Genomic DNA, 9,784 nt, shown 5'->3' on the forward strand with positions numbered 1-9,784 from the left:
AAATAAATACAAAAAAGATTATGGATTACGCAAAAGAATTTGAAAAATTCGCGATAAAAGATCAAGGAATTAGTAGCACATATTACAATAAAATTATTAGTAGTATGTATCCTAGCAACTTAACTCCGAATATTATTGAAGAGCGTCAAATGAATATTGCTGTTTTTGATGTGTTTTCACGTTTAATGATGGACAGAATTATTTTTTTAGGTCAAGGAATTAATGATCAAGTAGCTAATATTGTACAAGCTCAATTATTGTTTTTAGAAAGTACAGATGCTAATAAAGACATTCAGATTTATATTAATTCTCCAGGAGGAAGTGTATATGCAGGTTTAGGGATTTATGATACCATGCAGTTTATTAAACCAGATGTAGCAACTATATGTACTGGTATGGCGGCATCAATGGGAGCGGTTTTATTATGTGCTGGAGCAAAAGGAAAGCGAAGTGGTTTAACCCATTCACGAGTTATGATTCACCAACCATTAGGTGGTGCTCAAGGACAAGCAAGTGATATCGAGATTACTGCTAGAGAAATTTTGATTTTAAAGGAAGAGCTTTACAAGATTATAAGTAAGCATTCTGGTCAAGATTACGACAAAGTATATGAAGATAGTGATAGAGATTACTGGATGAAAGCTGATAAAGCGAAAGAATACGGTATGATTGACGAGATTTTGGCTCGCAAGTAAATAAGTTGTAATTTTAAAGAATTGTTATAGAGGGGCTTATAGTGACTCGCTCCAAAAATAGATAAGATTAATGGCAAAGGAAGAATTAGAATGTTCGTTTTGTGGTCGTAAAAAACCTGAAACAAATTTATTAATAGCAGGACTTGATGCTCACATCTGTGATAGGTGTATCGAGCAGGCGCATGGTATTGTACTCGAAGAGTCTAAGGAAAGTGATGGTGGCGATTTGTCTGCGGAATTAAAACTTCGTAAACCCTTACAAATAAAAGAATTTCTTGATGAGTATATTATTGGGCAAGTGGCAACTAAAAAAGTCATGTCTGTTGCTGTTTATAATCATTACAAAAGGTTGTTACAGCCGCCATCAAAAGATGATATTGATATTCAAAAAAGTAATATCATAATGGTTGGCCAAACTGGTACAGGTAAAACTTTAATGGCTAAAACCATTGCAAAAATGTTAAATGTACCGTTGGCAATTGTTGATGCTACAGTTTTAACAGAAGCTGGTTATGTAGGTGAAGATGTAGAAAGTATTTTAACCAGATTACTTCAAGCAGCTGATTATAACTTAGAAAAAGCAGAAAAAGGAATTGTTTTTATTGATGAAATTGATAAAATTGCTCGTAAGAGTGATAATCCATCGATAACTCGAGATGTATCTGGTGAGGGAGTGCAACAAGCCTTATTAAAACTTTTAGAAGGGACTGTTGTTAATGTGCCGCCAAAAGGGGGTCGTAAGCATCCAGACCAAAAATTTATTGAAGTAAATACTGAAAATATTTTATTTATTGCAGGTGGTGCTTTTGATGGTATAGAAAGACATATTTCAAAACGATTAAACATGCAAGCTGTAGGTTATAGCGCATCCATGTCGGATGAGAATGTAGATCAGAGTAATTTATTGCAGTATATAATTCCAAAGGATTTAAAAGATTTTGGGTTAATTCCTGAAATAATAGGTCGTTTACCAGTTTTGACTTATATGGATCCATTGGATGCAGAAACCTTAAGAGCTATTTTAACAGAGCCTAAGAATGCTATAATCAAACAATATAAAAAGTTGTTTGAAATGGATGATATTGATTTCAGTATTACTGATGGGGCTTTAGGTTTTATTGTTGGAAAAGCTATTGATTATAAGTTAGGCGCTAGAGGGTTGCGTTCACTTTGCGAAGAGATTTTAACGGATGCTATGTTTGAACTGCCAAGTAGCCCCGATAAAAAATTAAATGTTACTAAAGCATACGCAGAAGATAAATTAACTAAAACTACCTTAAAGAAACTAAAAGCAGTTTCATAAAAAAGTTTGATTTATATAATTAAAAAACCACGCTGTTTAGCGTGGTTTTTTATGGAAATTAATTAATAATGGATGTCTTTATAAAAATGTTTATTTCTATTTTAATTTTTTTGTAAATATATATTTAATAAATAGCAGTACAATGGTGCTTTTTAGCCTTTTAGGTTATAAGACAAAATACTCGTTTAAAAACTTTTGTGTAAACACTTAGTCGATCTATAAGCAGATTAACTAAGTTTTTTACCTATCTATTTATTATCACTAGCTCTACACGTCTGTTAGATTTAAGGTCTTGTTCAGAACAATTATCTCCACAGTCAATCAATGGTTCTGCTTCGCCATAACCTTTAGATCGCAATCTGTCTTTTGAAATTCCATTATACACCAAATAATTTAGTACAGATGCAGCACGGTCATCTGATAACTTTAAGTTAAATAAATCATTCCCAATATTATCAGTATGGGCATTAATAGCTAATTTCATTTCTGGGTGTTCATTTAGAATATAAATAATCTTATTCAATATGCGATGTAATTCTTTTTTAATATTTGACTTATTAGAGTCAAAGAATATATTGTCTGCTACTAGTCTTAACTCTCTCTCAACATCGTAAATTGGATTTGTAGAGGATAATTCAAAGTTTTTTAAATACGTTGTTTCTGTATCCTTATGTGCTAGAAAGTCGAAATTTAGATCTTCAAACCCATCCTTAGATATCGAAATTTTATAATTCTCGGAAGGGATCACGTTAAAACTATAAGCGGCATTTTTTTCAGTAGTATATCTAGATATTTCAACGCCTTCTTCATCCTTCAATATAACAGTAGAGTTAGGCAGAATGGTCTGTGATTCTAAATCAAAAACTTGACCTTTTAATGTCTGTATCACATCTCCACCAATGGCAGTGTAAAGATCATAACTACGTCTGCCATTTTTATATTCTCTATTAGAAGACACATATCCTTTGTTTTTGGCTGCTAAAATATAGGCGATTTCATTGTAAAAGGAATTAATAGTTTTACCTAGATTTCTAGGTTTTTTATATTCATTTTTTAAAATTTTACTCACAAAAACATCAAATCCTCCCATGTTTTCATGACCTTCAGAAGAAAAGTATAAATATTTATCATCTTTAGAAAGTGACGGATATTTATCATCAAAAGGCGTATTTATTAAATTTCCTAAATTTTGAGGATCTCCAAGTGAACCATCTTTGTTGATAGTAGAAACATATAAGTCAAATCCTCCCATGCTATCAGGCATGTTTGAAGAAAAATATAATTTATCTCCAAGATGATTTATATAAGGATTTTCTATAGAAACACCTTCCTTATTAATGCTTGATAATTCTTGGTTTACCCAATTACCATTAGAGTCTTCTTCAAGAATAGCTTTGTATAATTTATAAACAGAAGAATTCTCTTTAATACTCCTTGTATAATAAACAGTTTTTTGATCTGGAGTAAAGGATAATTGACCTTCATTGTATTTTGAATTAAGTATTCTAGAGAATAACAATGGTCTACTTAAACGACCATTTTTATTAATATCCAAACAAAATAAATCGGTATAGCCTTCGCCCGTTTTCGGATCAATTTTGGCTAATGGACCTAGTTTTTTTGAAGAAACCATAATAGCTTTATTCCTAAAAAACCCCGAACTAATTTCAGAATATTTGCTATTGACACTTAGTTTTAAAAGTTCAAAATTAAATCCGCTAGAACCAATTTCTTCGGATATGTTTTTTTCCTTGCTGGTATACTTATAAAATGTGTTATTATTTATAGAAAAATTGTTTTCAGCAATATAATTAGAAGGTCCTTGGCTATGTATAAAAAATGATACAAGGAAAATGAGAATGCAAAATTTAGCTTTCATCTTGTGAGAGAGTTTAATGGTTTAATTACTATGTAAATGTAAATATTAGTCTAAGTCTAATAAAAACTTATTAGACCAAAGGCCTATTAATTCGTTAACTAATTGTTTTAGTGGAAGTTTTGATGGGTTTTAATAAGTTTTTAAGAATTTAATCCCAATAAATCATCTAAATAATCACGGGTATTAGAAAGGCGAGGGACTTTATGTTGACCGCCTAATTTATCATTTTGTTTTAACCAATCATGAAATAGGTGCTTCCGCGCCATATTAATTTTAGGTTTATTAAGCGTAATATTGTTATACCGTTTTGCTTCGTAATCAGAGTTTAAAGATTTTAAAGCATTGTCAAATAATTCATTGAAGTAGTCGATGTCTTTTGGAGGTGTTTTAAATTCAATCAACCATTCATGTGCACCTTTCTCTTTACCTCTCATAAAAATAGGCGCCGCAGTAAAATCTACAATTTCGGCTTTAGTGCGTTTGCATACTTTCTTTAGAGCATCTTCAGCATTTTCAATAATCAATTCTTCTCCAAACACATTAATATGATGTTTTGTTCTGCCTGTTATTTTTATACGATACGGATTTATACTAGTAAACCTAATCGTATCACCAATTTTATAACGCCATAAACCAGCATTAGTGGTAATAATAATGGCATAATTTTTATTCAACTTAACATCATTAAGCGGAATAGCACTTTCTTCTGAAGTAGCATAAACATCCATAGGGATAAACTCGTAAAAAATCCCATAATCTAGCATTAACAATAATTCATCTGAATTATTCTGATCTTGAATGGCAAAAAAGCCTTCTGAGGCATTATAGGTTTCGTAATATTTAAAATCTTTTTTAGGAAGTATTTTTTGATACTGATCTTTATATGGAGTAAAGCTTACGCCTCCATGGAAGTATGCTTCTAAATTTGGCCAAATATCATGTAAATTTTCTTTTCCTGTAGTTTCTAAAACATTATTGAGTAATACAAGCATCCAGGAAGGAACACCTGCTAAACTAGTAACATTTTCATTGATAGTTTCGTTAACGATGGCCTGCATTTTATGTTCCCAGTCACTCATTAATGAGACTTTACTACTCGGAGTGCTACTAAATTCAGCCCAAAATGGCATATTGTCAATTAGTATAGCCGACAAATCTCCAAATACAGTTCCGTTTTCTTTATATAGTTCTTTGCTACCCCCTAGACGTAAACTTTTACCCGTAAATAATTGGGAATCTTCGTTATTATTTAAGTACATGCATAACAAATCCTTACTGGCGGCATAATGGCAATCTTCCAAAGATTCTTCACTCACTGGAATAAATTTGCTTTTTGCTCTGGTCGTTCCGCTGGACTTAGCAAACCATCTAATTGGTGTGGGCCAAAAAATATTGTTTTCACCTTTTCTAGATCGTTCAATGCTATCTTGCCAACCATCATAGTTTTTTATAGGAACACGTTCTGCAAACGTTTTATAATCTTTAATTGTAGAAAAGTCATATTGTTTGCCTATTTCAGTGTTTTTAGCAAAATCTATCAAGCTTAAAAGTAGTTCGTTTTGCACCTCGTTAGGGTATTTTAAGAATAATTCAATTTGATGGAATCGCTTCTTTAAAAACCAGGATGCAATAGAATTTACTAAGGGAATTGCCATATTTTTTCTATCTTTAAATTTCTAAAAATAACACTTTTTTTTATGACCTACCAAGGTGTTCTAACAAAAATGGTAACAGAGTTTGGAAGTCCAATTCAATATTATTTAGTATTTGAAAATGATTTTTTGAACATGAATCAATTGTTGAATAAACAGATTACGATGCAATTCGTTAAATATCAATGTTTAAATTGTGGGCTTGATAAGCCTATTTTCAGGCAAGGTTTCGATAAACAATGTTTTTATGATACTGCTAGTGCAGGAGATTGGATTATGAGGCCTGAATTGAGTACTGCTCATTTAGGTAAAGAAGATCGAGATTTAGAATACGAAAAAAAGGTGCAATTGCAACCACATATTGTATACTTAGCTAATTCTAGTAATGTAAAAGTTGGAGTTACAAGGAAAAGTCAGGTGCCAACACGTTGGATTGACCAAGGTGCGCATGAAGCTATTGAGATTGTTGAGGTTCCAAATAGATATTTAGCAGGTATAACAGAAGTAGCTTTAAAAGATTATGTAGGAGATAAAACTAATTGGCGAAAAATGCTCAAAAATGATATTGAAGATGAAAATTTAGTGGAGTGGCGCGAACATTTAAAATCTTACATTCCAAATGAAGCAAAAGACTATTTCATTGAAAGTAATACTGAAACCAATATAGAATTTCCGGTGATTAAATATCCTAAAAAGCCTAAAAGTTTAAATATTCAAAAAGAGCAACAATATTCAGGGAAATTAGTTGGAATAAAAGGGCAATATCTCATTTTTGAAGACGAAACCGTTTTTAATGTTCGTGCTAATGAAGGATTGGTGGTGAATATTGCCGTAAGCTGATATCATAATCTTATGTACCATAAGGATTATGATAGCTTATAAAAATAAAAACCCAATTACAGAGAATGCAATTGGGAATTATTTATTTTGTTAAAACTAAAGACTAAATATCTTCTTGGTCTCTTAAGTTTTGTATATAAGCTGCTTTTTGAACTTCACGACGTCTTTTTACGGAAGGCTTTGTGAAAAACTGACCTTCTCTCAAGTTTTGCATTACTTTAATGTTTCTGTGTTTTCTTTTGTAGCGTTTTAAAGCTCTCTCGATGTTTTCACCATCTTTAACTATAATCTTTAACATAAATATAATTTATTTTGTGTTTTATGGTCTACCTAAAAGGGGCGCAAATTTCAGAATTTTTATTTTTAAATCCTAATTAATTGTGTCTTGTTTCTTTTTTATTTTCTAATAATCTGCTAATTACGTTTTTGACAGTATTTTAAGTAGTGCTTGTTTTTGTAGAATCTTCTTTTTTGCTCCCTCCAAGAATGTCGCCTAAAACATCTCTAATGGCATTATCTTGTTTAGCAGAATCTGTTTTCTTTTTATTGCCGCCAATAAAATCACCTATTAATTCCTTTGTCCTGTCTTTATCTTGGTTAAGGAAATTTTGTTTTTCAATTTCAATCAGTTGGACTTGTGTAATTTCATCCAATATTCGCAGTAACAGAGGTGGTGATATTTTTGGCTTCTTCGGTATTTATTTTACCGATAAGTTGATTAATATCGCTACCCAAATACTTTGCTGGCACATTAAAAACATTAAATTTCTTGCTGAACAACTAAAGCAAATCAATATCTTCATTGACTTTTAGATTGAAGCGTTTTCTAAATAAATAAACACCTAAATATAAAAATGGTGTATCGCAGGCTGCAACTAGAACTTTAAATAAAAAACCGCTAACTAATAAGCCTTTAAAGTTTGCCCAATCTATAATGCCGAAGGAGCATAAAAGTAACACAATAGTAAATGTGTCTATAAATTGCGAAAACCAAGTGGAGAAATTATTTCGAAGCCAAAGGTGTCTGCCTTTAGTTAGTCGTTTCCAGAAGTGATAAATCTGGATATCTACAAATTGGGCAAACAAATAAGTTAGCATACTTGCGAATACTGCTATCATCGAGTTTCCAAAAACGGTTTGAAATGTTTTGTCATCGACATAGGACCATGAAGTCGCCGGAACAATATCTGCAACATAAATTATTAAAAGTGAAAATAAAGACGCGAAAATACCAGCCACCACAATATCGTTAGCGCGTTTTTTACCGTAAATTTCACTAATTAAATCCGTGATTAAAAACGTTAGTGGATAAGGTAGGATCCCAACTGAAATTTCAAAAAGCTTACTGCCAAAAACCTCTATATCAAATGGATACCAATAGAAGAATTTTTGAAAAATTAGGTTTGAAACTACAAGTGATGTGATGAATAGGCTTCCTAAAAGTATGTAAATTCGTTGGGCTGCAAGTTTATCTTTTATTGTCATTTACGATTGTGAATAAATAGGTTCGGTAAATATAAAGGAAACCATTTACTTTTTATTATTTTGCCTTCTTATGTTAAAACCAACAATATATCATATTGCGTTAGGCAGTAATAAAGACGATAAGTTTAAAAACTTGCAGTTGGCAGTTGATGCTATTTATAAAGATATAGGAAACATTACTTTGATTTCTCAAGTTTATAAATCGCCAGCATTTGGTTTCAAAAGTGATGATTTTTTTAATTGCTGCTTGGTTTTAGAGAGCTATTTAGAGGCCCAGAAAGTACTTGAAACGTTATTGGAAATTGAAAATTCTTTAGGACGTACCCGAACCAAAAACAATACTTACGAAGCTAGAACAATAGATTTAGATATTGTTTTTGCTGAAGGCAATATTATCAATACAAAAAGATTGCAAGTGCCACATCCAGAAATGAGCAAACGTAAGTTTGTGTTATTACCACTCAATGATGTAGCCTCAAAAATAAAACATCCAAAGTTTAATAAAGAGGTTTCGATGTTATTAGAGGAATGTAAAGACGATTCTGTTTTAGAGCCGATTAAGATTTGGTTAAAAAACCCAAGTAAGCAACACGATTTTTCAAAATACAATTACATCGCTATTGAAGGTAATATTGGCGCAGGAAAAACCAGTTTAGCTACTAAAATATCTCATGATTTTAATGCGAAACTTATTTTAGAACGGTTTGCTGACAATCCGTTTTTGCCAAAGTTTTATGAGGATGCCAATAGGTATGCCTTTACTTTAGAAATGTCTTTTTTAGCAGATAGATACCAGCAGATTTCTGATGATTTATCACAACTCGATTTGTTTAAAGATTTTATAGTGAGTGATTATGATGTATTTAAATCTATGATTTTCTCTAAAATAACATTGAATGAAGATGAGTTTAGTTTATACCGAAAGTTATTTTATTTGATGTATAAAGACATTGCGAAACCTGAACTCTATGTGTATTTATACCAAAATACAGAACGTTTGCAGAAAAATATTAAAAAACGTGGTCGCGATTACGAGCAAAACATCGCCGATGATTATTTAGAAAAAATAAATACTGGGTATTTAGACTTCTTAAAAACTCAAAAAGATTTTAATGTAAAAATTATTGATGTTTCTGATAGAGATTTTGTGGTAAATCGAGCCGACTATTTGTGGGTTTTGGAGGAGATTTGCGCTTAATGTTTTTTGTTTAAGGAATTGTTTAAAGATTTTAGGAAACAATACCTCAATTTCAAAAAGGATACGATTTAAAATACTTTAAAGAGGGTTGTTAGAATACGCCCTTTATTATTTTCTAGAATATGCTCTTCAAGTTGTTTTTGGTCTTTAATTTTTAAATTAAAAGGGGCTTCTAATATATTAACACCACTGTTTTGCTTTAGTCTAATACCTTGCCCAGAAATAATGTCTTTGTTTGAAACAAAGTTGCCCAATGGTATATGTTCAGTTAGAATGATGTATTTATAGATTGTCATTTTTTTTATGACCTCTTCTATGTCTTTATTAGATAAGTGCTGTAAGACCTGCCTTAATATAATGCAGTCTCCAGACGGGAGTTTATCGTTTATAATATCCAAACAATAAAACTCTAAATTATGGTCCTTGTATAAATTTTTATTTCTTTTAGTAAGGTTTTCAACAACATCTATAGCAATATATTTTTTGGAGTATTTAGTTAGGTGTTTTCCAATATTAAAATCGCCACAACCTAAATCACAAACTATTAACGACCTATTGTAAGATTCTAAAAATGCAATTATTACTTTTAAATATGGGTCTATAATTTTTGCATCATGCGAACCAATTCCGGAATAAAAATCGAATTGGTTTCCTCCCCAAAGATTCATTTCATAAATCTGGTTCATCACATCTTTAGCAGGCCAAGGTTTCTTTGTTTTTTTTAACACCTAT

The 9,784-nt window shown here is 31.3% G+C and carries 10 protein-coding genes; 4 read left to right on the forward strand and 6 right to left on the reverse strand.

The features are described from left to right. The first annotated feature begins 20 nt into the window (after nucleotides 1-20). Nucleotides 21-695, forward strand: coding sequence for an ATP-dependent Clp endopeptidase proteolytic subunit ClpP (gene clpP / locus QZ260_RS13030; RefSeq protein WP_271559214.1), 675 nt, complete (start codon nucleotides 21-23; stop codon nucleotides 693-695). 70 nt (nucleotides 696-765) lie between these two features. Then, nucleotides 766-1,998 (forward strand): ATP-dependent Clp protease ATP-binding subunit ClpX, encoded by a 1,233-nt coding sequence (gene clpX / locus QZ260_RS13035; protein WP_295986979.1) that lies wholly within the window; start codon nucleotides 766-768, stop codon nucleotides 1,996-1,998. Between the two features lie 244 nt (nucleotides 1,999-2,242). Here clpX and QZ260_RS13040 read toward each other — a convergent pair whose 3' ends face one another. Together QZ260_RS13040 and QZ260_RS13045 are read right to left on the reverse strand one after the other, a co-directional pair. Next, nucleotides 2,243-3,877: an OmpA family protein gene (locus QZ260_RS13040; RefSeq protein WP_295986983.1), complete on the reverse strand. Its 1,635-nt coding sequence runs from the start codon at nucleotides 3,875-3,877 to the stop codon at nucleotides 2,243-2,245. A gap of 140 nt (nucleotides 3,878-4,017) precedes the next feature. Next, nucleotides 4,018-5,532, reverse strand: a complete 1,515-nt coding sequence (locus QZ260_RS13045; RefSeq protein ID WP_295986986.1) for a GH3 auxin-responsive promoter family protein — start codon at nucleotides 5,530-5,532, stop codon at nucleotides 4,018-4,020. Nucleotides 5,533-5,574: 42 nt separating this feature from the next. Between QZ260_RS13045 and QZ260_RS13050 the strand changes: the two genes are divergently transcribed. Then, the gene (locus QZ260_RS13050; RefSeq protein WP_295986989.1) at nucleotides 5,575-6,369 is read left to right on the forward strand and encodes a DUF2797 domain-containing protein; all 795 of its coding nucleotides are present in this window, start codon (nucleotides 5,575-5,577) and stop codon (nucleotides 6,367-6,369) included. 103 nt (nucleotides 6,370-6,472) lie between these two features. On the opposite strand, the gene rpsU is transcribed toward QZ260_RS13050, so the two are convergent. The 3 genes from rpsU to QZ260_RS13065 form a co-directional block, all read right to left on the reverse strand. Continuing rightward, nucleotides 6,473-6,667 (reverse strand): 30S ribosomal protein S21, encoded by a 195-nt coding sequence (gene rpsU, locus QZ260_RS13055; RefSeq protein ID WP_147765495.1) that lies wholly within the window; start codon nucleotides 6,665-6,667, stop codon nucleotides 6,473-6,475. A gap of 139 nt (nucleotides 6,668-6,806) precedes the next feature. After that, nucleotides 6,807-7,022: a hypothetical protein gene (locus QZ260_RS13060; RefSeq protein ID WP_295986993.1), complete on the reverse strand. Its 216-nt coding sequence runs from the start codon at nucleotides 7,020-7,022 to the stop codon at nucleotides 6,807-6,809. 127 nt (nucleotides 7,023-7,149) lie between these two features. Then, on the reverse strand, nucleotides 7,150-7,854 hold the full coding sequence (locus QZ260_RS13065; protein ID WP_295986996.1) for a queuosine precursor transporter: 705 nt from the start codon (nucleotides 7,852-7,854) through the stop codon (nucleotides 7,150-7,152). A 70-nt stretch (nucleotides 7,855-7,924) separates the two neighbouring features. Between QZ260_RS13065 and folK the strand changes: the two genes are divergently transcribed. Then, entirely contained in the window at nucleotides 7,925-9,052 is a 1,128-nt protein-coding gene (folK, locus tag QZ260_RS13070) for a 2-amino-4-hydroxy-6-hydroxymethyldihydropteridine diphosphokinase (protein WP_295986998.1), read from the forward strand. A 68-nt stretch (nucleotides 9,053-9,120) separates the two neighbouring features. Here the strand turns inward: folK and QZ260_RS13075 are convergent, their stop codons facing one another. Further along, entirely contained in the window at nucleotides 9,121-9,738 is a 618-nt protein-coding gene (locus QZ260_RS13075) for a class I SAM-dependent methyltransferase (protein ID WP_295987003.1), read from the reverse strand. Nucleotides 9,739-9,784 lie beyond the last annotated feature (46 nt).

The organism is uncultured Algibacter sp. (genome assembly GCF_905480415.1).
In the GTDB taxonomy this organism is placed as follows: Bacteria; Bacteroidota; Bacteroidia; order Flavobacteriales; family Flavobacteriaceae; genus Algibacter_B.